Annotated in this window: 17 protein-coding genes and 2 pseudogenes; 9 read left to right on the forward strand and 10 right to left on the reverse strand. The window is 76.5% G+C overall.

What is annotated here, in order from left to right:
- The first annotated feature begins 45 nt into the window (after positions 1-45).
- The 3 genes from ACRAKJ_RS28050 (at position 46) to ACRAKJ_RS28060 (ending at position 6,250) form a co-directional block, all read left to right on the forward strand.
- A complete protein-coding gene (locus ACRAKJ_RS28050; protein WP_438921638.1) occupies positions 46-1,944 on the forward strand; it encodes a tachylectin-related carbohydrate-binding protein in 1,899 nt (632 codons plus the stop codon).
- A gap of 1 nt (position 1,945) precedes the next feature.
- Positions 1,946-2,848 carry a PIG-L family deacetylase gene (locus ACRAKJ_RS28055; protein ID WP_438921639.1) on the forward strand — a complete coding sequence of 301 codons (903 nt, stop codon included), beginning with the start codon at positions 1,946-1,948 and terminating at the stop codon, positions 2,846-2,848.
- A 147-nt stretch (positions 2,849-2,995) separates the two neighbouring features.
- Positions 2,996-6,250: a GH92 family glycosyl hydrolase gene (locus ACRAKJ_RS28060; RefSeq protein WP_447008733.1), complete on the forward strand. Its 3,255-nt coding sequence runs from the start codon at positions 2,996-2,998 to the stop codon at positions 6,248-6,250.
- A gap of 69 nt (positions 6,251-6,319) precedes the next feature.
- On the opposite strand, the gene ACRAKJ_RS28065 is transcribed toward ACRAKJ_RS28060, so the two are convergent.
- Positions 6,320-7,129: a hypothetical protein gene (locus tag ACRAKJ_RS28065; protein WP_438925031.1), complete on the reverse strand. Its 810-nt coding sequence runs from the start codon at positions 7,127-7,129 to the stop codon at positions 6,320-6,322.
- 154 nt (positions 7,130-7,283) lie between these two features.
- Here ACRAKJ_RS28065 and ACRAKJ_RS28070 point away from each other — a divergent pair, with 154 nt between their 5' ends.
- Together ACRAKJ_RS28070 and ACRAKJ_RS28075 are read left to right on the forward strand one after the other, a co-directional pair.
- Complete coding sequence (locus ACRAKJ_RS28070; protein WP_438925030.1) at positions 7,284-8,690, forward strand: winged helix-turn-helix domain-containing protein; 1,407 nt, start codon at positions 7,284-7,286, stop codon at positions 8,688-8,690.
- Between the two features lie 67 nt (positions 8,691-8,757).
- A pseudogene (locus ACRAKJ_RS28075) lies at positions 8,758-9,318 on the forward strand (YbaB/EbfC family nucleoid-associated protein); the annotation flags it as partial.
- A gap of 9 nt (positions 9,319-9,327) precedes the next feature.
- Here the strand turns inward: ACRAKJ_RS28075 and ACRAKJ_RS28080 are convergent.
- Together ACRAKJ_RS28080 and ACRAKJ_RS28085 are read right to left on the reverse strand one after the other, a co-directional pair.
- Positions 9,328-9,666: a SelT/SelW/SelH family protein gene (locus ACRAKJ_RS28080; RefSeq protein ID WP_438925029.1), complete on the reverse strand. Its 339-nt coding sequence runs from the start codon at positions 9,664-9,666 to the stop codon at positions 9,328-9,330.
- Positions 9,667-9,850: 184 nt separating this feature from the next.
- A complete protein-coding gene (locus ACRAKJ_RS28085) occupies positions 9,851-10,804 on the reverse strand; it encodes a WYL domain-containing protein (protein ID WP_438925028.1) in 954 nt (317 codons plus the stop codon).
- Positions 10,805-10,897: 93 nt separating this feature from the next.
- On the opposite strand from ACRAKJ_RS28085, the gene ACRAKJ_RS28090 reads away from it, so the two are divergent.
- Complete coding sequence (locus ACRAKJ_RS28090) at positions 10,898-11,248, forward strand: nuclear transport factor 2 family protein (RefSeq protein ID WP_438925027.1); 351 nt, start codon at positions 10,898-10,900, stop codon at positions 11,246-11,248.
- A gap of 43 nt (positions 11,249-11,291) precedes the next feature.
- Here ACRAKJ_RS28090 and ACRAKJ_RS28095 read toward each other — a convergent pair whose 3' ends face one another.
- The 3 genes from ACRAKJ_RS28095 to ACRAKJ_RS28105 form a co-directional block, all read right to left on the reverse strand.
- Positions 11,292-13,658 (reverse strand): VIT domain-containing protein, encoded by a 2,367-nt coding sequence (locus ACRAKJ_RS28095; RefSeq protein ID WP_438925026.1) that lies wholly within the window; start codon positions 13,656-13,658, stop codon positions 11,292-11,294.
- A complete protein-coding gene (locus ACRAKJ_RS28100; RefSeq protein WP_438925025.1) occupies positions 13,655-14,269 on the reverse strand; it encodes a MerR family transcriptional regulator in 615 nt (204 codons plus the stop codon). The genes ACRAKJ_RS28095 and ACRAKJ_RS28100 overlap by 4 nt, the downstream gene beginning before the upstream one ends.
- A 102-nt stretch (positions 14,270-14,371) precedes the next feature.
- Positions 14,372-14,761, reverse strand: a complete 390-nt coding sequence (locus tag ACRAKJ_RS28105) for a hypothetical protein (protein WP_438925024.1) — start codon at positions 14,759-14,761, stop codon at positions 14,372-14,374.
- Between the two features lie 96 nt (positions 14,762-14,857).
- Between ACRAKJ_RS28105 and ACRAKJ_RS28110 the strand changes: the two genes are divergently transcribed.
- A complete protein-coding gene (locus ACRAKJ_RS28110) occupies positions 14,858-17,440 on the forward strand; it encodes a tetratricopeptide repeat protein (protein ID WP_438925023.1) in 2,583 nt (860 codons plus the stop codon).
- 230 nt (positions 17,441-17,670) lie between these two features.
- On the opposite strand, the gene ACRAKJ_RS28115 is transcribed toward ACRAKJ_RS28110, so the two are convergent.
- The 3 genes and pseudogenes from ACRAKJ_RS28115 to ACRAKJ_RS28125 all read right to left on the reverse strand — a co-directional run bounded on the left by ACRAKJ_RS28115 (position 17,671) and on the right by ACRAKJ_RS28125 (position 19,187).
- On the reverse strand, positions 17,671-18,141 hold the full coding sequence (locus ACRAKJ_RS28115; protein ID WP_438925022.1) for a PP2C family protein-serine/threonine phosphatase: 471 nt from the start codon (positions 18,139-18,141) through the stop codon (positions 17,671-17,673).
- A 79-nt stretch (positions 18,142-18,220) separates the two neighbouring features.
- Positions 18,221-18,400: pseudogene (locus tag ACRAKJ_RS28120) on the reverse strand (MerR family DNA-binding transcriptional regulator); the annotation flags it as partial.
- 25 nt (positions 18,401-18,425) lie between these two features.
- Positions 18,426-19,187 (reverse strand): GDSL-type esterase/lipase family protein, encoded by a 762-nt coding sequence (locus tag ACRAKJ_RS28125; protein ID WP_438925021.1) that lies wholly within the window; start codon positions 19,185-19,187, stop codon positions 18,426-18,428.
- A 230-nt stretch (positions 19,188-19,417) separates the two neighbouring features.
- Between ACRAKJ_RS28125 and ACRAKJ_RS28130 the strand changes: the two genes are divergently transcribed.
- Positions 19,418-19,933, forward strand: a complete 516-nt coding sequence (locus tag ACRAKJ_RS28130) for a hypothetical protein (protein WP_438925020.1) — start codon at positions 19,418-19,420, stop codon at positions 19,931-19,933.
- On the opposite strand, the gene ACRAKJ_RS28135 is transcribed toward ACRAKJ_RS28130, so the two are convergent.
- A complete protein-coding gene (locus ACRAKJ_RS28135) occupies positions 19,930-20,268 on the reverse strand; it encodes a DUF6510 family protein (protein ID WP_438925019.1) in 339 nt (112 codons plus the stop codon). The two genes, ACRAKJ_RS28130 and ACRAKJ_RS28135, sit on opposite strands and share 4 nt — an antisense overlap.
- Positions 20,269-20,434: 166 nt before the next feature.
- Between ACRAKJ_RS28135 and ACRAKJ_RS28140 the strand changes: the two genes are divergently transcribed.
- Entirely contained in the window at positions 20,435-21,355 is a 921-nt protein-coding gene (locus ACRAKJ_RS28140) for an alpha/beta hydrolase (protein WP_438925018.1), read from the forward strand.
- The last annotated feature ends 87 nt before the right edge of the window (positions 21,356-21,442 follow it).

The raw sequence follows: 21,442 nt of genomic DNA on the forward strand, positions 1-21,442 counted from the left end.
CGCACCACCGACCACGTCCTCCCGAACGAAAGTGACCCCGGGAACATGAGCACGAAGAACTCGTCGACCGCCTGTCTCGTCGCGGCAGTGGCGAGTGCCGCACTGCTGGTCCCGACCGGCACGGCGACCGCCGCCGACGAGGTGTTGCGGTGCGACACCTCCGTCTCCGTCTTCGCCGCCGCGCCCGACGGGACGCTGCGCCTCTACCAGCACGACGAGCCCGAGCTCGGCGAGCACCTGCGCGCCGGGTCCTCGATGATCGGCGGCGGGTGGACGGTGCCGATGGCGGTCGGCCAGGACGGGTACGTCTACCAGGTCCTCGACGGCGGCAACCTGCACCGCTTCCGGTGGACCGGGAGCGACTGGGAGCGGCCGGGGGGTGCGTGGTCGGTCAGGATCGCCGAGGACTGGGACGACTGGACGTCCGTGGCCTCGCGCAAGCGCGTGGCGGTCGACTCGAACGGGAACTTCTTCAAGTTCACCGCGAACGGCGAGCTGACCTGGGAGCGGTACGACGGGACGGCCTGGACGCGGCGCGTGCTGGAGACCGGGGCGGCGAACCGGTACGACATGGTGGTCGCGGCCGGGGACGGGGTGTTCTACGTGCGCGACCCCCACGTGCTCAACGGGGTGTTCTACCGCTACGAGTACCACGCCGCCTCGCAGCGGTTCCTCAAGCCGAGGCAGCTGGTGGCCCACAGCGGTGACGCGAACCTGCTCGACTCCGCGTTCTCCGCGGGCGGCGACGTGCTGTACGGCGTCGAGGGCGCCTGGATGTGGTGGTACCGCTACGACCCCGCCACCGGCGGCTTCGCGCCGCGCCGCCTGGTCGACACCGGCATCACGCCGGGCACGCAGTACGGCGCGACGACCGACTCGTGCGAACTGCTCGGCCGCGCCGCCCCCACCCGGCCGGTCGTGCCGGTGCGCCAGGACCAGCCGAACACCGCCGTCGTCACCACCGACGGGCTGGTCGACTACTTCTACGTCAACACCGCGGGCAACCTGACGTCGGCCAAGCAGCGCTACCGCGACGACTTCACGCTGCTGACCTACCAGTCGTTCGACGACACGACGACGCGCACGGGCGTCCCCGGCGCGGGGCTGCGCGCGGACGGCCGGGTCGAGGTGCTGGCCAACAGCCCGGACGACGCGGTGCTGCGCGGCAAGTCGCAGGCCGTGCGCAACGGCGTGTGGGGCACCGGGAAGGCCGTGCACGACGGCTGGCTCGTCGGCGACCCGGTGGTGGTCGCGGACTCGACCGGCGTCCTGGCGGTCTTCGGCGTCGACGCGCAGGGGTCGCTGTGGCGACGGCCGCAGGCCGCGCCGAACGGCGAGTTCCTGCCCTGGCAGCGGATCGGCGCGGCCGGCGCCACGGCGGACTTCACCGCCGTGCGCAACGGGTCGGCGGTCGACGTGGTGGCGCGCTTCGCCGACGGTTCGGCGCGGGTCGCCAGGTTCGCGAACGGCGCGCTCGGCGCGTGGCGCACGATCGGCGGCGGCTCCGACGTGGTCGGCGAACCGGCCGTCGTGGCGCACGGCGACGGCACGCTCCAGGTCGCGGTCCGCCGCGCCGGCGGCGGCGTGCACACGCAGCGCGAGGCGGCGGGCGCGTTCCCCGGCACGTGGCAGCGCGTCGGCGACGTGGTCGCGGACGGCGCCCCCGCGCTGGCCCTGGGCGCGGACGGCATGGTGCACGTGGCCGCCCGGGTGGGCGACCAGGTGTGGCGGGCGGGCCAGCTCGCCCCGGCGGGTCCGTTCGGGCCGTGGACGGCGGTCCTCTTCGAGGACACCGCGACCGACCCGAACGGGTACACCCTGGCCGACGGCGGCCCGGCCTTCGCGTGGCGCACGCCGGCCGGCCTGGTCGCGACCCTCTACACGGTGCCCGCGGCGGCGCGGTCGGCGGGCACGTCGTTCACCGGCGCGGTGGGGAAGGGCTGACGTGCCCGGTCGCCGGACGCGACAGGTGGCGGCGCTGGTGACCGCGGTGCTGGTGGCGACCGCGGCGCCGGCCCCCGCCGTGCCCGAGCCCGCGCGCACCACGCTCAGCTTCGTCGCCCACCAGGACGACGACCTGCTGTTCATGAACCCGGACGTCCTGTCCGACGTGCAGGCCGGGCACGCGGTGTGGGTCGTCTACCTCACCGCGGGCGAGCTGCCGTGCGGCGAGGGCTTCCCCGCCTGCGGCGCGGACTACGCGGACATGCGCGTGCACGGGGAGCGGGCCGCGTACGCGCGGGCCGCGAAGGTGCCGGACGACTGGGTGTACGAGGCCCTGTGGTTCAACGGCCACGAGGTGCCCACCAACCGGCTGGTGGGCACGGACGTCCGCCTCGTCTTCACCTTCGTCCACGCCGCCGGCGGCAGCGACCAGTGCGGCGACCTCTACCGGCTGGTGCACCAGCCCGGCTACGCGGCCCGGCCGATCGACGGGCGCGCGGCCTACACCAGAGCGTCGTTCGTGGGGATGCTGCGCGACGTCATCCGCACCGCGCGGCCCGACCTGATCCGCTCGCAGAGCAGCATCGGCCACCGCCAACCCGACCCGGACCACGTGGACCACGTCGCCGGCGCGGTCCTCGCCGCCGAGGCCGACACCGACGCGGCGGGGAACACGCTCGTCCGCCGGGACGAGTACGACGGCTACGTGATCAGGCAGTACCCGGACAACGTGTCCGGGTACTGGCGGGACGAGAAGACGGCCGTGTGGGACCGGTACTGGCCGCACGACCCGGCGCTGGGGCCGACCAGCTGGCGCGAGGTGATGGGCAGGCAGTACAGCCCCGACGGGCGCGTCTTCCACCCCGGCGTGCCGTGGGTGCCGCCCGGCGACATCCGCTGCTGACCGGGCCCCTCGGCGGGCGGCGTCCGCCGAGGGGCCCGGAGACCTGGCCACCGGACATCGTTGACACCCCGGGCGGGGCCGTGCCAGCGTGATCCGGCGTGGTCCCGCCGCCACGTCGTGACAACGTTGTCAGGAGGTCCCTGCCGCATGTCCCCGCCCCGCACGACCCGCCGCACCCGCGTGACCAGCCCGTTCCTCGTCGCCCTGCTCGCCGCCGGGCTGGTCACCGCCACCCCCGCCGCGGCGCAGGCCCAGGCCCAAGCGCCGGAAGACCCGACCACCCTGGTCAACCCGTTCGTCGGCACGCAGAACTTCGGCAACACCTTCCCCGGCGCGAGCGCGCCGTTCGGCATGGTCCAGGTCAGCCCGGACACCGGCGGCCAGGGCGGGTACGACTACCTCCAGGACCAGATCCACGGGTTCAGCCAGACGCACCTGTCCGGCGTCGGCTGCGGCGTCATGGGCGAGCTGCCGGTCATGCCGACCACCGGCCCCGTCGACAACGTTGACACCAACGGCTACCGGTCGGCCTTCTCGCACGACGACGAGGAGGCGAGCCCCGGCTACTACCGCGTGGGCCTGTCCCGCTACGGCGTCCAGGCGGAGCTGACCGCGACCGAGCGGACCGGCTGGCAGCGCTACTCGTTCCCGGCGACGGGCGAGGCGAACGTGCTGTTCAACACCGGCAAGGCCAACCAGCAGGTGCTCGACTCCGAGGTCCACGTGGTCGGCGACCGCACGATCGAGGGACGGGTGAAGGCCGGCCGGTTCTGCGCGGGCCACGACGAGCACACCGTGTACTTCACCGCGACGTTCGACCGCCCGTTCGCGCGCTTCGGCACGTGGCGCGGCAGCACGCGGTCACCGGGCGTGCCGGACGCGGCGGGCACCGGCGGCAACGGCGCGTGGGTCACCTTCGACGCGACCGCGGACCGGGACGTGGTGCTCAAGGTCGGCCTGTCCTACACCGGCGTCGAGGGCGCGCGGAAGAACCTCGCGGCCGAGACCGCCGACTCCTACGACTTCGACGCCACCCGCGCGGCCCTGCACGCGAAGTGGGTGGAGGCGCTGGGCTCCATCGCGATCGGGGGCGGCACGACCGAGCGCCGCACGGCGTTCTACACGTCGCTCTACCACTCGCTGCTGCACCCGAACCTGGCGGGCGACGTGGACGGCCGCTACGTCGGGTTCGACGGCGCGCCGCACGTGGCGGAGGGCTACACGCCCTACCAGAACCTGTCGCTGTGGGACACCTACCGACCGCAGAACCAGCTGCTGGAGCTGCTGCGCCCGCAGGTGGCGCGGGACGTCGCGCTGTCCGTGGTGGCGAGCGGTCGCGACGGCGGGTGGCTGCCCCGGTGGGCGCTGGCCAACAGCGAGACCAACATCATGACCGGCGACCCGGTGACCCCGTTCCTGGTCGAGGCGTGGTCCAAGGGCCTCCTCCAAGGCCACGAGCAGGAGGCGTACGAGCTGCTCAGGCGCAACGCCACCAGCACGCCGCCCGCCGACTCGCCGTACAACGGCCGGTCGGGCCAGGGGTTCTACGCCGAGCGCGGCTACGTCCCGTCCGGCCTGGTCCTGGGCACGGACTGCGCGCACAAGGGCGGTGACAACGACTGCGTGCACCCGGCGTCGGCGACCCTGGAGTACGCGGCGGCCGACGCGTCGCTCGCGCTGATGGCCAAGGGCCTCGGGCACGACGCGGACGCGAAGCTGTTCGCCGCGCGCGGGCAGTGGTACCGCAACCTGTGGGACGGCGAGCACTTCCGGCCGCGCACCGCCGAGGGCACGTGGGTGACGCCGTACAACCCGGTCGACGCCGGGCACCAGTTCCACGAGGGCGGCGCGTACCAGTACCAGTGGCTGGTGCCGCAGGACCCGAACGGCCTGGTCGAGCTGATGGGCGGGCGCAGGGCCACCGAGGAGCGGCTGGACGCGTTCTTCGCCTACGACAAGCTGCTCGCCGACCCGGTGGGCACGGTGCGCACCGACTGGATCACGCAGCCCTACGACTACTACGGCAAGCCCACGTACAACCCGAACAACGAGCCCGACCTGCTCGCGCCGTACTTCTACCTGTCGGTGGGCGCGCCGGCGAAGACGGCGACCGTGGTGCGCGCGGCGATGACGCTGTTCACCACCGGCCCGGACGGCATGACCGGCAACGACGACCTGGGCACGATGTCGGCGTGGTACGTGTTCTCCTCGCTCGGGCTGTACCCGACGATGAGCGGCGGCGACTTCCTCGCCCTGTCCAGCCCGCAGTTCCCGTCCGCCACCGTCCACACCGGACAGGGCCGGGCGCTCACCATCAGCGCGCCGGGCGCGAGCGACGCGAACCGGTACGTGCAGCGGGTGTCGCTCAACGGCCGCGACGTGCGGGACACGTGGCTGGACTGGGACGACGTGGCGCGCGGCGGCACGCTGGCGCACCGGCTGGGCACGACCCCGTCGAGCTGGGGCACCCGGCCCGGCGCCGAACCGCCCTCGGTGAACCGGGCCCGGCCGGACGACCGCAGGCACGTCGACGCGGCGCTGCGCGAGTCCTCGGCGGTGGTGCCGGCGAACGCGGCCGACCAGACGGTGGCGCTCACCCTGGACGTGCTGGCGCAGGCGCCCGGCGCGGTGCCGGTCACGTTCCGGCCGACCGCCCCGGCGGGGTGGGGGGTGACCGCGTCGCCCCGGTCCCCCGTGGTGATCCGCTCGAACCGAGCCCCGGTGCAGGAGACGGTCACGCTGACCGTGACCGTGCCCGGTGGCACGCCGGTCGGCTCGTACCCGGTGCGGGTGGCGGTGCGCGGGCCGAACGAGGTGGTCCGGGACGCCGTGGTGGAGGTCCGCGCGGCGGCCGAGTGCGCCGCCGTCGTGGGCGGGCAGTGCGCGGTGGACCTGGCGCGGGAGCTGAACCACGACGGCGCGGCCACCCCGGAGCGGTCCACCGAGGGGAACTTCGACGGCCAGGGCTGGAGCTACGACGCCGCGCTGCTGCCCACCGGCACGGTGACGTGGGGCGACACGGCGTTCGTCGCGCCCGACGCGTCGGGGACCGCGCCGAACTTCGTGGAGGCGCGCGGCCAGGCCGTGCTGCTGCCCGCCGGGTCCTACCGGGGCCTGCGGTGGGTGGCGGCGTCGCACAACGGCCCGGTGACCGCCGGCGTGCTCGTGCGCTACGCCGACGGCAGCACGGCGCAGGTGCCGGTGACCGTGCCGGACTGGGCGGGGTCGGGCGGCGCGGTCGCGCTCGACATGCCGCACCGCGTCAAGGCCGGGCAGGGCGTGGACGGCCCGCCGGTGCGCCTGTTCACCGGCTCGGTGCAGCTGGACCCGGCCAAGGCGGTGCACTCGGTGACGCTGCCCGACGACGCGCGGGTCGAGTTCTACGCGGTGACGCTCGTGTGACCGGAGGGGCGGCCGGTCCACCGGCCGCCCCTCCCCCCGACCCCGGTCAGGAGCCCGTCAGGAGCCCGGTCAGGACAGGGCGCGGAACACCATCGGCCGGGTGGACACCGGCTTGTACTGGTCGACGACGTTCTCGTTGGCGCCCCACCAGTGGCCGGTCGGGACATCGGCGGCGGTGGTGCTGATGAAGATCCAACCGCGGCCGACGCCGCTGTACTCGGTGGTGCCGACCGCCCGGGTGTCCGGGTAGGACTGGTACGGCGAGGAGGTGTTGGTGCTCGCGACGCCGTGCGGGTTGCTGGTGCTGTCGATCACGCGCACGGCCCACTCGCGGGTGGCGGCGTTGCCGTCGCGGTCGTACAGGTGCGGCGCGGCGGTGACGACCGCGACGTGCCCGGTGGCGTCGCCGGTGCCGCCCGCCGAGTCGGTGTACTTGACGGCGATGACGTCGCCGGGGACCAGCGAGGACACCGTCGTCTTGGCGGTGAAGTGCTCCGCGCCGGAGACGAACCCGTCGTAGTACTTGGCGGCGGTCGGGCTCTCGCTGGTGAACTCGGTGGTCAGGTAGGAGTCGGTGGCCCAGGAGAAGGTGTGCTTGAGCGCCTGCGTGAGCAGGGGGGCGCACTTGGCCTTGTTCTCGTAGGTCGTCGGGCTGCCCGGCGTGCCCCAGACGACGCTGGTGGCGACGTCGGCGTGCCCCTTCGCGCCGGGGTAGAAGTTGTAGGTGTCCTGCCCCGGCCACGCCAGGGAGTTGAGGTTGTCGGCCAGCTCGGCCAGCTCGGTGTGCAGCGCGGCCGACGTCGCGTGCGCGGGTGCGGCGGTGGCCAGCACGGCGACCGCCGCGACGGCGGAGGCGATCAGGGCGCGGAACGTGCGCATGGGTGCTCCCTCTCGAACGCGGTGCGGCGGCGGGGCCTCGTCGTCCGGCCGCCGGTGTTCCCGAGAATGGGGAGCGCCGTCGGCGTGCCCTGATACGGGTGCGGGCATGAGATTCGGTTCACGCTGACGCCGCCGCGTGTGGCACGTTGGTGGGGTGACCCTGGACATCCGGGTGCTGGGCGGGGTGGGCGCGGTGGCGGACGGCCGCCCGCTCGACGTCGGCGCGCCCCGGCAGCGGTGCGTGCTGGCGGCGCTCGCGGTGGACGCGGGCCGGGTCGTGCCGGTCGACCGGTTGGCGGAGCGGGTGTGGGGGGAGGCGCCGCCGTACCGGGCGCGGACGCTGCTCGTCGGGTACGTGTCGCGGCTGCGGCGGGTGCTGCGGCCCGCCGGCGCGGACGTCGTGCGGCAGGCGGGCGGGTACGCGCTCGTGGTCGAGGCGTCCGAGGTGGACCTGCACCGGTTCCGCGCGCGGCGGGCGCGGGCCAGGGGGCGGGACGACCGCACCGCGGCCGTGCTGCTGGCGGAGGCGGCGGCGCAGTGGCGGGGCGACGCGCTGGCGGGCGTGCGCGGCGCGTGGGCGGACGCCGAGCGCGACCGGCTGCACCGGGAGCGGCGCGAGGTCGAGCGCGCGCTGGCCGACGTGCGCCTGCGGCTGGGGCAGCGGTTCCGGCACGGCTTCGGGCTCGACGGGGAGCTGGTGGCCGAACCGGAGCCCGAACCCGGACCGGCCGCCGACGTGGACCTGTCCCGCCTGGACGAGGTCGCGCTGCGCCGCCTGGTCGACGCGCACCTGGGCACCGCGCTCGCCGCCGACCGCGTGCTGGACCCGCACCGCCCGCCGGTCGGCGTCCCCGCCGAGCCGCCGGCCGACCCGCACGCCTGGTTCGCCGGGGAGCACGCCGTGCTGCTGGCCGCGCAGCGCCTGGCGGTCGAGCGCGGGTGGCACGAACCGGCGTGGCGGCTCGCGTGGGCGATGGACACCTTCCACGCCCGGCAGGGCCACGACGCGGCGGACGACCTCGCCCGCACGCTGGTCCTCGCCGAACGCGCCGGCGACGACACCGCCCAGGCCCACCTGCGCCTGCTGCTCGCCCGCGCGTGGCAGGAGCGCGGGCACCCCGAGGTGGCGCTGGAGCACGCCACCGAGGCGCTGCAACGGGCCGGGTCGCCGCTGTGCCACGCGTACGCGCTGGTCGCCGTCGGAGTCGCCGAGGCGGGCGCGGGCCGCTTCGACCGGGCCCAGGTGCACTGCGAGGCCGCGCTCGCCCTGGCGCACGAGCACCCCGGCGTGGCGGCGGTGGCGCACGACGGGTTGGGCCGCACCGCCGACCTGGCCGGCGACCACGCCGCCGCCGTGCGCCACCACGAGCACGCCGCGTCCCTGCACCGGGACTCGTGCTGGGCGCCGGTCGCGCTGGAGCGCCTGGCGCACGCCCACCGCGCCGCCGGCCACCTCAACCAGGCGCGGGCGGCGTGGCGGCGGGCGGTCGACCTCTACCAGGCCCAGAAGCGCGACCGCGACGCCCTGCGCGCGCGGCAGCGGCTGGCCGCGCTCGGCTGAGCGGGCCGCTCCCGGGCGACCCCGGTCAGCCGGGGAGACCGGGCAGGGACGGCCCGAGGTCGAGGGGACCGCGGAGTCCCGCGACGGGTGGGTGTCGGTCGCCGCGGGGGCGGACGGCCGGGTGCGCGCCCTGCGGCTGGACCCCCGGATCTACCGCGCCCCCGGCGCCGCGCGGCTCGCGGACACCATCCGCGACACCGTGGCGGACGCCGTCGGGCAGGCGCGGCGGCGGGCGTTCGAGCTGCTGGCCCCGTTGCTCCCGCCGGGTTCCCGGGCCGAGGACGCCGACCTGGCGTTCGGCCCGGTCCTGCACGACCTCGCGACGCGGAGAGGGGCGACGGCCGACGCGATGGGCCGGCCGGCCGCCGCCGGGGCGCGGAAGGGCGCGGACCGGGGCGCGGTCAGCGCCGAACTGGACGGCCTGGCGGGACAGCTCGGGCGGGGCGAGCCGGGTGCGGCGTTCCTGGCGGGCTACCAGCGGCCGGCGGTCACCACGGCGGAGGCGGTCGAGGGCTGCTGCCGCGTGCCCGGCCTGCCGGCCGGGGCGGGTGACCGGTCGGTCGACGAGTACGCGTCCACCGACCAGCGCAACCGGGACCGCCTGGCCTCGGTCGACGCGCCCCCGTGACCGGCGCGCTCAGGCACCGCCCTCCGAACCCGTCACCTCCGGACCCGCCGCCTCCCGACCCGCCGCCTTCCGGTCGCTGTGCCCGAGGTCGCGGCCGGGTGCGACCCGGTCGCGCACGAGCTGCTTGAGCGCGGCCATCTCCGGGAACCCGCCCTCGGCCTTGCGCGACCACAGCAGCTCCCCGTCGAGCCGCACGTCGAACACCCCGCCGGTACCGGGCACGAGCGCCACCTCGCCCAGCTCGGTGGTGAACGTCGTCAGCAGCTCCTGCGCCGTCCACCCGGCGCGCAGCAGCCACCGGCACTGCGTGCAGTACTCCACCTCGACCCGGGGTCGCCTCGTCGTCACGGGGCCAGTATCACCACCGCGGGCAGGTCCCGGCCACGCGGGGAGTTCGCAGCGGAACCGGGTGGGCGACAGGTCCCCCTCCCCGGCCGCCGGTCCTGCCACAGGCGGAACGCGCCGCCCGAGGTGCGGTAACCGCCGCCGGGTCCCGGCGCGACCGCCGGTCCGCGTGACGCTCCGCGAGCGGTCAGCTCGTGCCGTCCCGCGCGACCACCTCCCGCGCGACCACCTCCCGCGCGACGCGGACCAGGTGGTCGCGCAGCTCCACCGGCGACACCACCTCGACGTCGGTGCCGAACGCGAGCAGCGGCTGGGCGGCGGCGAACGAGCTGAAGGCCAGTTCCAGCCGGTCGCCGTCCTCCGGCGGCGGGCACGTCAGGTCCGCGCGGTGCACGCGCACGAACCGCTCGAACGACCGCCGCCGCACGCGGACCACCACGCGGACGGCGGCGGTCGCGTCGTCGAACCGGCGGCTCAGGGTCTCCCAGACCTGGGCCAGTTCCACGTCGCGCCGCCGCACCGGCTCGTCGAGCACCGACCGCGCCACCACCCGGTCGGCGCGGAACATGCGCGGCGCGCCGCGGTGGTCGGCGACCAGGTACCAGACGCCCGCCTTGTTGACCAGGCCGTACGGGTCGACGGTGCGGGTGCGCACGTCGCCGTCCCCGTGCCGGTAGCGCAACCTGAGCCGCCGGTCGGTGAACACGGCGTCCTGGAGCGCGTCGAGGTCCGCGGTGGACCGGCCGCGCCACCGCACCGGGTCGACCAGGACGCGCCTGCTGACCCGGTCCGCGCCCTCCCGGTGCGGTGCGGGCAGGGCCGCCATCACCTTGCGCAGCGCCGAACCCAGGGCGCGCCCCAGTCCCAGGTCCGCGTGGGCGTGCCCGGTGATCAGCACGAACAGCGCGCGGGACTCGTCCGCGGTCAGGCCGGTCACGTCGGTGCGGTAGCCGGGCAGCAGCGCGATCCCGCCGTGCCGCCCGCGTTCGGTGTAGACGGGCACGCCCGCCGAGGACAGCGCCTCGACGTCGCGCAGGACGGTGCGCACCGACACCTCCAGGCGCTCGGCGAGCTTCGCCGCGGGCACCCGCCCGTGCGTCTGGAGGAGCAGGAGGATCGACAGCAACCGGTCGGCCTTCACCCGCTCAGGATGCCCGGGAAAACCTGACAGCAGGTGTCTTGTTCCCGGTGCACGCTCCTCCTCGCAAGGACATCCACGGAGAGGCACGAGCACATGACCGGCACCACCAGCCCAGCCCTGACGACGGCCCTGGCCCACCACCGCGCGTGGACCTCGGGCGACCTCGACGCCACCATGGCCCTCGTCGCGGACGACGTCGTCTGCGAGAACCCCAACGGCGTGCTGCGGGGCGCCGGGGCGTACCGGCGGTTCACCGAGGGCTTCACCGGGATGCTCACCGGTTCCGCCCTGGTCGCCGCGTTCGGCGACGACGGCACGGCCCTGCTCATGTACACCACGGACACCCCGAAGGCACCGGGTGCGACGGCCGCCGAGCACCTGACCGTCGTGGACGGTCGGATCACCGGCATCCGCATGGTCTTCGACCGGGCGCCCCACGCGTGAGCGGGAGCGGGGCGGGACCACGCCGGTCCCGCCCCGCGCGCGGTCAGCGCTTCCAGAACGGCGTGCGCCCGCGCGGCGCGGCCAGTGCCGCGAGCGTCGCCCCGGCGTGCCGGAACCGGCGGTCCAGCTCGGCGCGGTCGGCGGTCGGCACGGCCAGTTCCGCGGCCAGGTCGCGCAGCGCGCGGAGGGTGTCGGCCGGTTCGCCCGCCGCGCCCCAGGCCGCCTCGTGCCGGGTGATCGCCTCGTGCAGCCGGGTCAGGGCCGCCGCGTGGTCGGTCGCGGCGCGCAGCGCGGCCAGTTCGTCGGCCACGAACCGCGCCAGGTCCGGGGCGACCTGCTTCTTCGGCAGGTCGGGGCGGGCGCCGCGCAACCGCGGCGGGGCCCCCGCCGGCGCGGCCATCATCGGCGCGGCCATCGGGGCGGGCATGGGGGCCGGCATCGGGGCGTCGGCCATCGGGGCGGGCATCGCGCCGGCCGGGCGGACGGCGGCCCGGGGCGCCGCGCCACCCCCGCCGAACCCGCCGGCACCGGCCGCCCGGGGTGCCGCCCAGCCGTCCGGCGGCTCGACGGGCTGGGTGACGCGGTGCAGCTCCCCGGACTCGGTGACCACGCGCTGGTCCACCGCCACGAACGCGGTGAACCGGGACAGGACGCCGAACGCCAGCGACGTGTCGACGATCCGCCGCTCCAGCGCGTCGCGGTCGCCCGAGCCGACGACGTAGCGGTCCTCCAGGTCGCGCACCCGCGCCCGCGCCCACAGCGCCGACAGGCTCGGGTTGTCGCTCGGCACGGCGGTCACCCGCTGCCGCCAGCCACCGTCGCCGACCGCCTCGACCGCGCCCGACGCGGGACCGGTGAAGCGGCCGGTGACCACGACCGGCGCGCCGGGGAACAGGTCGGGCAGCGGCGCGGGGGCGAGGGAGTCCTGGTCCACCGCCAGGCCGTCCGGGCGCAGGGCGAGGCCGGTGAGCACGGGCGTGCCGATGCGCCGGTGGACCTGCCGCATGGCCTCGTCGAGCCGGTCCTCGGACTCGACGAGCTCGAACCGGCCAGTCGACCCGGCCAGCCGCTGGAGGAACGCCTCGTTCACGGCCCGGTCGACGCCCACGGTGTGCACCCGCACGCCCGCCAGTTCCGGGCCGAGTTCGCGCAGCAACCGGTCCTCGTCGCCGACCTGGCCGTCGGTCACCAGCACCAGCACCCGCTCGCGGTCGCCGGCGGCGCCGAGGGACCGGGCGGCGGCGCGCAGCGGCTCCAGCATCTCGGTGCCGCCGCGCGCGGCCAGGCCGGCCAGGAACTCCACGGCGCGGAAGCGGTTGCGGTCGGTCGCCTCGACCAGGTCCGGGCCCAGGCCCGGCGCGGTGTCCACGGAGTTGTCGAACGCCAGCACGGTGAACCGGTCCGCGGTGTCGAGCGAGTCGACGATGCGGGCCGCGGCACGGCGCGCGGCGACCATCTTCCAGCCGTTCATCGACCCCGAGCGGTCCAGCACCAGGACGACGTCGCGGCCCCGGGCCGGGACCGCCGCGCGGGGCGGCAGCACGGTCAGCGCGAACGTGCCGCCCCGCCCGTCGTCGTCCGGCCGCACGGCCAGGGACGTGCGGACCGCGTCCTCCTCGGCGAACCGCAGGCGCAGCAGGAAGTCCCGGTCCACGCGGGCGCCGGGCTCGACCCGGACCCGGAACCCGGTCGCGGTCTCCTCGGTGACGGTGGCGTGCAGGGTGGACGACGCGGTCGCGGGCGGCAGGCCCGCCGTGTCCACGTCGACCACGACCGACAGCCGCACGGGGTGCGCGAAGCCGGGCAGCAGCACGGGCGGGCTGATCCGGGAGGCGTCCGGCACCGCGTCGGTGTCCGCGGCGGTGCCGTCGCCGACCTGGTCGCCGGGCAGCGGCGCGCCGGGGACGTAGCGGGGCGCGACGACCAGCGGCAGCCGGTAGGTGGCCGCGTCGTCCTCGTAGGCCAGCGCACCGGCCAGGGTGAGGCGCACGGTGACCCGCTCCCCCGGCACGACGTTGCCGACGCGCGTGGTGAACACGCCGGGCCGCTCCTCCTCGGCGATGGCGGCCCGCCTGCCGGACGTGATGGCCCGGTCGTAGTCGGCGCGGGCCTGGCCGCGCTCCTTGAGCACGCCCTCCACCACGCGGCCGTCGGCCTCCACGCGCAGCGCCGTCACGGCCGAGCGCGAGGGCAGCGGGAAGACGTAGGTCGCCTCCAGCGGCACGTCGTGCGGGTTGTGGAACACCTGGGTGAGGACGGTGCGCGAGGCCAGGCCGGTGATCGCGGCCTCGACCTCGACCGCCTCTAGCGGCAGGTTGCCGCGTTCCGTGCGCAGGCAGCCGAGGCCGTCGTCCTCGGTGGGCGCGGTCACGCCGCCGACGGCCTCGATGACCTCGATGCGGGTGCTCATCCCTCGTCCTCTCCGGTGGTGGGGGCCAGGCCCATGCGGCCGAGCAGGTCGAGCAGCGGCGCCGCGGCGGCCTGGATGGCCGCCAGCTCGGCGTCGTCGGGCGCGCGGTCGGCGGCGTCGAGCACCACCGTGACGCCGTCACCGAGGCGCAGTCCCTGGACGGACCGCACGGTGACCGCGGCGGCGGGGGGTGGGGGCGCGGGCACCGCGGGTCGTTCCCGCCAGAACCCCTCCCGTCCCCGCCCCCGCGCCGGCGGCCGGGACGGGGCGACCTCGGGCAGCCCGGCCAGCTCGGCGAGCCCCCGGTCGGACGCGCCGACCGTCATGCCCTGGATCTCGGCGAGCGTGTGCCCGGCCGCCTGGAGCTTCTTGATCGCGACGACCTGGAGCAGGTGGCGCTGCCCGTACAGCGCCGTGCGCCCCCGGAACCCGGCGGGCCGGTCGACCAGGCCGATGGTGGTGTACCACCGGATGGCCCGCCCGTTCGGCAGCTCCCGCACCCGACCGTTGCGCTGCCCGTCGTAGTTCTCGGCCAGCAGCGCGGCGACCCGCTCCGGGAGCTGCTCGATGGTCCACAGCTCGTCGTCCACGCCGCCATCGTGCACTGCCACCGTGACACTGTCAATGTTGCAGTGTCACGGTGGCAGTGGAGGCGGTGGCGGCGTGGACGACGACAGTCGAGGCGATCCGGTCGGACAGCGGGCCGTTCGGGCTCAGCGGCCCAGGGCGGCGCGGACCCTGGTCACCGCGGCGTGCTCGTCGCGGCCCACGTGGCCGTCCGCGCGGGCGACTTCCGCGCACATCGCGACCACGGCCTCGGCGAAGGCGTCGGCCTCGGCGGCGGAGCGGTCGGCGAGGAAGGTCACCGAGGCGCGCAGGGCGGCGAGGACGCCGTGCTCCACGTCGGCCATGCCGCCGGCGGGCAGCTCGGGCGCGCCCGCGTCGACCGCCTCGCGCACCGCGGGCGGCAGGGCGGCCATCGCCCTGATGCCGGCGTGGCTCTCCCGGTCGAGCGAGCCCTCCTCCGCGACCGACACCAGCACCATGGCGCCGTAGACGGCGGTGCGGAGCGTGCGGCTTTCCTGGTCCGTGTAAGCGATCACGACCGCAACCCTAGAGGCGGCCACCGGCGGGGGCGCGCGGTCCGCCCTAGGATCGGTCGCGACCACCCCCGCGCTCCCCGCACCAGGAAGCAGGGCATGCCGCACCCACCGGACGCAGCCGACCCGTTCTCCCCGGACCCGTTCGCCGCGGTGCCCGACCCGGGTGGCGCCGGATCGCTGGACGACCTCGTGGAACGCCTGCGGCTGCTGAAGGTCTGGGCCGGCGACCCGTCCTACGAGGTGGTCAAGGACCGGGTCAACGCCGGGTGGGCGGCGACCGGGCGGCCCGCGTCGGACCTGGCGCGCAAGACGACCGTCGCGGACTGCTTCAAGCTCGGCAGGCGGCGGGTGAACACCGACCTCGTGCTGGCCGTCGTGCACGCCCTGCACCCGGACGTCGGGTACGTCGCGCAGTGGCGGCAGGCGCTGCGGGTGGTGGGCGGCGAGGCCGCGGCGGCGTCCCAGGTCCGCGTGCAGGACGTGCTGCCCGCCGACCCCGCCGGGTTCACCGGTCGCACGGCCGAGTCGGCGGCCCTGCGGCGCGCCCTGGAGGAGGGCGCGGTCACCGTGCTCGCCGGGATGGCGGGCGTCGGCAAGACGCGGCTCGCCGTGCGCGCCGCGCACCTGGCCCGGCGGGACGGCGTGGTCGACCGGGTGCTGTTCGTGGACCTGCGCGGGTTCCACCCCGACCCGGCGCAGCCGCCCGCGGACCCGGCGGCGGTGCTGGACGGGTTCCTGCGGCTGCTCGGCGTGCCCGGTCACGAGGTGCCGCACGACCTGCCGGGCCGCACGGCCGCCTACCGCGACCGACTCGCGGGCACCCGCACGCTGGTCGTGCTGGACAACGCCGCCACCACCGACCAGGTCCGGCCGCTGCTGCCCGCCACCCCGGGCTGCCCGGCGCTGGTCACCAGCCGGCGCGACCTGCCGGGCCCGGGGTTCGGGCACCTGGCCGTGGACGTGTTCGCCGCCGAGGAGGCCGCGTGCTTCCTCGGCGACGCGGTGCGCGGCGTCCCGGTCGGCGCCGACCCGCGGGCCGCCGCGCGCGTCGCCGACCGCTGCGGCCACCTGCCGCTGGCGCTGGACCTGGTCGTCGGGCACGTCCGCGCCACGCCCGGCTGGACCCTGACCGACCACGCGGACCGCCTCGACGAGCGCCACCGCGACCGCCGCCTGGACTCCGGCGTCGAACTCGCCCTGGACCTGTCGTACCGGCACCTGCCCGGGGACCGGCGGCGGCTGCTGAGGCTGCTCGCGCTGCACCCCGGGCCGGACGTCGACGGGCACGCCGCCGCGGCGCTCGCGGGCACGGACCTCGCCACCGCCCGGCGGCTGCTGGACGACCTGTGCGGCGACCACCTGCTCCAGCGGCCCGCGCCCGGCCGGTACGGCTTCCACGACCTGGTCCGCGCGCACGCCTCGGGCCGCGCGGTGGACGAGGACCGGCCCGCCGAGCGCCGGGCCGCGCTGACCCGGCTGTTCGACCACTACCTGGCCACGTCGGCGGCGGCGATGGACGTGCTGTCCCCGGCGGAGGCCGACCTGCGGCCCAGGGTCGGGCCGCCGTCGTCACCGGTGCCCGCCCTGGAGGACCGCGAGGCCGCGCGCGACTGGCTGGACGCCGAACGGCCCACGCTGGTCGCGGTGGCGGCGCACACGGCCGCGCACGGCTGGCCCGAGCACACCACGCGGCTGTCCACCACGCTGTACCGCTACCTGACCGGCGGGCACTGCGGGGACGCGCTGGCCGTCCACGGCCACGCCCACCGCGCCGCGGTGGACCTCGCCGACCCCACCGCGCAGGCCAACGCGCTGAGCAACCTGGGTACCGCGCACATGCAGCGGGGCAGCCACGAGTCGGCCGCCGACCACTTCCGCCGCGCCCTCGTCCTGTTCGAGCGGGTGGACGACCTGGTGGGGCAGGGCCGCGTGCTGCACAACCTGGGCATCGTGGAGGAGCGGCTCGGCCGCTGCGCCGCCGCCGTGGGGCACGCCCGGCGGGCGCTCGCGCTGTGCCGCCGCACCGGCGACCGCCTCGGCGAGGCGCACGGCCTCAACATCATCGCGCACCTGCTGGCCAAGCAGGGCGACCGGGCCGAGGCCGCCGAGCGCCACCGCGAGGCGTGGGCGCTGTTCCGCAGCACGGGCGACCGCACCGGCGAGGCGAACACGCTGCTCAACCTCGGCGAGGTCGAGTCGGCCCTCGGCCGGCTCGACGCGGCGGGCGAGCACCTGGGCCGAGCCCTGGAGCTGTACCGGGAGGTGGGCGACCACGACGGCGTCGCGTGGGTGCTCGACGGGCTGGGCACGCTGCACGTCCGCCTCGGCCGCCCGGACGAGGCGGCGGGGCACTACGGGCGGGCGCTGGACGCGCACCGCGACATGGGCAACCGGGACGGTCAGGCGTGGGCGCTCGCGGGTCTCGGCGAGGCGGCGCTGGCCGCCGGGCGACCGGCCGAGGCCGTGGCGCACCACGAGGCCGCCGAGGCCATCGCCGCCGACATCGGGGCGCGCGACCAGCGGGCCCGCGCGCACGCCGGTCTCGGGCACGCCCAGCGCGCCCTCGGCGACGAGGCCGGCGCGCGCGAGCACTTCGCCCGCGCGGCCGGGATGTACGCCGAGCTGGGCATGCCCGAGGCCGGGGAGGTCCGCGCCCACCTCACCGCCGGTGGTGCGTGATGGCGGTGGCCCGGCCGGTGCGTGCCCGGTCGGGCCACCGCCATCACCCCCCAGTCCACCTGGTGCGCGGGCGCGGCCCCCGAACGGCGGACCGCTCGTCGTCCGAGTGGCCCCACCGCGCCACCGATCCTGCGTGAACCGAGGAACGCTCGGGGAAATCCCGGACGATCCCGGACGCCGCCCGACGAGAGGGTCCCGGGACCCGGGAAATCCCGGCCCCGGGCCCCGTCTCAGCCGACGACCACGTCGGCGACGACGCAGACCACGTTGTCCGGACCGCCCGCCCCGTCGGCCGGCTCGACCTCCCCACCGGTCAGGGCGCGCACGAGCATCGACCGCTGCGGGTGGGTGAGCGCCTCCTCCCCGGTGAGCCCGCCCTCCGCGATCAGCGACCGCACGGCGGTGTGGTCGTGCGTGATGCGGAACAGCTCGCCGCCGCGCAGCGGGTACGCCCGCGCGTCGCCCACGTGCACCAGGCCCAGCCGCGAGCCGGACAGCACGAGCGCGGTGAGCGCGGTGCCGCTGCACTCGTCGACCGGGTCGGCCGACAGGTGGTCGCCGACGGCGCCCGCCGCCCGCCGCACGGCGTCGGACAGGGCGTTGAGCAGCTCCCCCGCCGGCACGGGGGCGTCCAGCGCGGCCGGCGCCCCGATCGCGGCCGTGCTGAGCGGTTCGCCCCTGGCGCCGAAGCCGTCGGCCACGGCGAGCAGCCGCTCGCCCGCGTAGCCGGATGCCGAGCCGGCGCAGCCACGCGACCAGGCGGGGCCGGTCGAGCTGGTCCGGCGAGTACAGCCGGTAGCCCGACAGCGGGTCCACCCTGGCGGGCGTGAGCAGCCCCGGCTCGTCGTAGAGCCGCAGCGCCTTGGGCGTCAGGCGGCAGGCCCGCGCGAACGCCCCGATGGTCAGCAGCTCCACGGCCCGCCCCTCCCCGGACCGGGCGCCTCGCCCGGTCCGCACCACCGTGGGGCTTCACCCGGGGTGAAGGTCAAACCCTCGGCAGCGCCTCGACCCGCGTCCAGGCCGGGTGCTTGCCGGCCCGGTCGTCGCCGGAGGAGCGCCCGCGCAGCCGGCGGGTGAGCCAGGGCAGCACGTGCTCGCGGTAGTACCTGGCCTCGGCGAGCGGGCCGCGCCGGGCGGGCGGGTCGGGGTCGAGGACCTCCGCCTCGGTGGCGTGGCCGAGGGCGGACAGCACGAGCGCGGCGACGCGCCGGTGACCGGCGGCGTTGAGGTGCAGCCGGTCCGGCGACCAGTAGCCGGGCCGGCGGATCTCCACGTCGTTGAACACGTCGACGAACGTCAGGTCGTGGCGGGACGCCAGCTCCGCGACGGCGGCGGTCAGCGCCACGCCCCGGCGGTGGACCGTGCGGCCGAACGGCAGCCGCTCCGACGGGTCGGCCCCGCTGAGCAGGACCAGGCGCACGCCCGCGTCGAGGCAGCGGCGCACGGCGCGCCCGGTCAGCTCCACGAGCTGCCCCTCGTCGACGCCGGGGCGCATCATGTCGTTGCCGCCGCCGTTGAGGGTGATCATCGTGGGCGGCGGGTCCAGCGCGAGGGCCGCGTCGAGCTGCTCGCCGACGATCGGCGCGAGCAGCCTGCCCCGGACGGCCAGGTTGGCGTACTCCACCGCCTCACCGCGCGCGGCGGCCAACCCGGTGGCCACGAGGTCCGCCCACCCGCGCGAGGACCCGTCGGGCAGGTCGTCCCCGAGCCCCTCCGTGAAGCTGTCGCCGATCGCCGCGTACCGCACCCGTCCCCGCCTCCCTGTAAGCCAACCCACCCAGCATATGAGGTGTCCTCGGCGGACCGGCGGGAGCACGTCCCCGCCGGTCGGCCACTCCACTGTGGACCGTCGCGGTGGTGGTGCGGAGCACAACCGGGCCACCGGGCGAAATCCCCCTTACGTGCGGTTTGCGGTCATCCGGTCGGAGCGCCGGGAACACCGCTCCCAGGAGTGCCGCGAGGGGAGAGGAACCCACGATGAAGACCCTGATCACCGCCGTTGCGACAGCGCTCGCCTGCACCGCCGCCGTCCCGGCCGCGGCGCAGGTCGCGATCCGCGAGGCGGCCGCCTGCGACACGTACGCGGCCGACCGCGCCACGTCCCGCAGCGAGGCCCAGGCGAGGGCGCAGTCGTGGATCGACGAGCGGGCGCCCTACGGCCAGGGCCGCTGCCACGGCAACCAGCACGGCAGCTACCGGTCGGACTGCTCGGGCTTCCTGTCCATGGCGTGGGGCCTGGCCGTGTCGCGCAACACGTCCTCGCTGGGCGAGGTGTCCACGCAGATCCGGCACGCCGACCTGCGACCGGGCGACGCGCTCAACCGCAGCACGCACGTCGCCCTGTTCATCCGCTGGGCCGACGCCGCGCGGACGCAGCCCGTCGTGCGCGAGCACACCGGCCCGGACGGCACGGCGCCCGTGGAGCGCACGTGGTCGGCGGAGACGGCGAGCGGCTACACGCCGATCCGCTACCGCAACATCGTCGAGGGCTAGCCGGGCGGGTCCTGACGGGGCGGGTCCTGGTGGGGTGGGTCCTGGTGGGGCGGGTCCCGGTCGGGCAGGCCCTGGTCGGCCAGGTCGATGCGCAGCGACGCGGCGCCGCGCAGGTCCAGCCACACCGCGCCCGGGCTCCGGTTGACCCGCAGCACGACCTCCTCGCAACCGGGGCACCGGGCGACCAGCGCCGGCGGTTGGCCGTACACCCTCAGGGCCGTCACCGGCCCCGTCGCGCCGCACGCGCCGCAGCGGGCCCGCGCGGCCGTCAGGTCGACCGCGAACACCTCCGCCAGCGGGCCCGCGAGCGCGTTGCCGTCCCCCACCTGGTCCACATCAGCCTCCGCTGGGTCCGAAGCGCCCGGTCCCGACCCGCCGGGTCGTGGTCGAGCGCGACGAGGATGTCCACCACCGCACCCACTGCCCCTCAGGGTGACTTCAGGGTAGCTCTGGGTGACACTCCCGATACGAGGGGTGCTCCCGTTCCCTAGCGTTGCCCTCATGCCGACGAACACCAGCTCGCTCACCCAGGTCCCCCGCCCGAGGCCGGCGGCGGGCGCGGCGAGGGTCACGACCGGCCTGCCCGCGCCCACCGGACCGCACCCCGTCGGCGTGACCGACCTGCACCTCGCGGACCAGGGGCGACCGGACCCTCGGGTGGCCGGCGCGCCGCGCGAGCTGGTCGTCAGCGTCCACTACCCGGCGCGCCCCAGCCTCGCCCCGCTCGCCCGGCTCACGGCGACGGCCGCCGCCGAGGCGCTGGGCGCCGCCGGGTCCGCCCCGGGGGCACCGACCCGCGGCCTCACCACCAACTCGCGCACGGACGCGCCGGCCGCCGGGGGGCGCTACCCCGTGGTGCTGTTCTCGCCCGGCGCGGGGCGGTCGCGCGCCGAGGGCACGCCGGTCGCCGAGGAGCTGGCCAGCCGCGGGTACGTCGTCGTCTCGGTGGACCACGTCTCGGTGGACCACGTCTCGGTGGACCACGCGCCCGAGCCGGCCGGGGTGCCGGCCGCGGTGCTCGCCACCAGGGTCGCGGACCTCCGCTCGGTGCTCGACCACCTGGCCGGCCTGACCCACCGGCTGCCGGTGGACCTGGCTCGGGTGGGCGTCCTCGGGCGCGCGGCGGGCGGCGTCGCGGCGGCCCGGACCGCGGGGACCGACCCGCGCGTCGGCGCGGGCGCGGGCCTGGACGACGGCACCGCGTGCGCGCGCACGGCCCGCAGCATCGCCACCACCTGCCCGGACCGGCCGTTCCTGCTGGTGAGCGCCGGTACCTGCGGCGGTGACGCCGACCTGTCCTGGCGCGAGCCGGGACGCCACGACCACCTGCGCCACGTGCACGTCGGGACGGACCCGGTGCGCGCGGCCACCGCGCGGCGCACCCACGTGGCGGCGTTCTTCGACCGGCACCTGAAGGGCTGAGCGCGGCCGTTGCCGGTCGGTGCGCCGCGCCCGCCGAAATCCAGGCGGGTCCGGCGCGCCGGCGCTGCTAGCGTCAGCCGACCGAGG

Source organism: Saccharothrix sp. DSM 118769 (assembly GCF_052936295.1).

Coding starts and splice junctions, on each gene's coding strand:
- ACRAKJ_RS28050 (WP_438921638.1), top strand. CDS start 46: ATGAGCACGAAGAACTCGTCGACCGCCTGTCTCGTCGCGGCAGTGGCG.
- ACRAKJ_RS28065 (WP_438925031.1), bottom strand. CDS start 7,129: ATGCGCACGTTCCGCGCCCTGATCGCCTCCGCCGTCGCGGCGGTCGCC.
- ACRAKJ_RS28130 (WP_438925020.1), top strand. CDS start 19,418: ATGAAGACCCTGATCACCGCCGTTGCGACAGCGCTCGCCTGCACCGCC.
- ACRAKJ_RS28060 (WP_447008733.1), top strand. CDS start 2,996: ATGTCCCCGCCCCGCACGACCCGCCGCACCCGCGTGACCAGCCCGTTC.
- ACRAKJ_RS28110 (WP_438925023.1), top strand. CDS start 14,858: ATGCCGCACCCACCGGACGCAGCCGACCCGTTCTCCCCGGACCCGTTC.
- ACRAKJ_RS28140 (WP_438925018.1), top strand. CDS start 20,435: ATGCCGACGAACACCAGCTCGCTCACCCAGGTCCCCCGCCCGAGGCCG.
- ACRAKJ_RS28095 (WP_438925026.1), bottom strand. CDS start 13,658: ATGAGCACCCGCATCGAGGTCATCGAGGCCGTCGGCGGCGTGACCGCG.
- ACRAKJ_RS28090 (WP_438925027.1), top strand. CDS start 10,898: ATGACCGGCACCACCAGCCCAGCCCTGACGACGGCCCTGGCCCACCAC.